This window comes from Saccharomonospora iraqiensis subsp. paurometabolica YIM 90007 (genome assembly GCF_000231035.2).
Taxonomy (GTDB): domain Bacteria; phylum Actinomycetota; class Actinomycetes; order Mycobacteriales; family Pseudonocardiaceae; genus Saccharomonospora; species Saccharomonospora paurometabolica.
Map to the genome: position 1 here is coordinate 86,142 of NZ_KI912210.1, position 973 is coordinate 87,114.

At 75.5% G+C, this 973-nt stretch carries 1 protein-coding gene; it reads left to right on the forward strand.

The annotated features are described in order from the left end of the window. A partial coding sequence (locus SACPADRAFT_RS0204485; RefSeq protein ID WP_007027761.1) for a 3'-5' exonuclease occupies positions 1-973 on the forward strand: 973 nt, incomplete at both ends.

Below are 973 nucleotides of genomic sequence, written 5' to 3' on the forward strand. Positions count from 1 at the left end.
CCGGGCCGGGGAGTTGTCCGCCGCCGACGACGCGATGGTCGCCGAACGCGCCGAACAGGCCGGTCTCGTGGACGCCCTCGACGACCCGGGCGACCCCGGGCGCTACTCCGAGCGGGGGTACGCCCGCATCCGGGCCCTGCGCGCGGAACTGGGCGCGCTGCGCCGCAGACTCGACCAGCCGCTGCCGGAGCTGGTCGCCGACGTCGAACGCACCCTGCGGCTCGACGTGGAGGCGCTGGCCCGGCCGAACGGGGTCGGCCGGGCGCACCTGGACGCCTTCGCCGACGTGGTCACCGGCTACGCCGAGACCGTGCCCACCGCGACGCTGCTGTCCTTCCTGGACTACCTGGCCACCGCCGAACACGCGGAGGACGGGCTGCCGCCCGGCGAGGTGGAGGTCTCCGCCGACCGGGTGCAGGTGCTCACCGCGCACTCCGCGAAGGGGCTGGAGTGGCGGGTGGTCGCCGTGCCGCACCTGGTCCGGGACACCTTCCCCGGCAGGCGACGGTCCTCGTCGTGGCTGCGGACGGTGTCCGAACTGCCCGCCGCGCTGCGCGGCGACGCCGCCGACCTGCCCGGGCTGTCGCTGTCCGCCGGGCCGGACCGCAAACAGGTCACCGAGGCGCTCGACGAGCACGAGCAGCGCTTCGCCGAGCGGCACGCCGAGGAGGAACGCAGGCTGTGCTACGTCGCGCTGACCCGCTCGGAACACTGTCTGCTCGTCTCGGGGCACTGGTGGAACGCCACGAGCGCGCGGCCGAAGGGGCCGTCGGACTTCCTCACCGAACTCGGTGAGGTGCTGGCCGCCGACGACACGCTCGGCACCGTCGAACACCGGGCCCCGGCCCCCGGCGCCGACGAGAGCAACCCGCTGGTGACCGAGTCCCGGGAGACGGTGTGGCCGGTCGATCCGCTCGGCGACCGGCGCGCGGGCGTGGACGAGGGCGCACGCCTGGTGCGCGAGGCGCTCGCG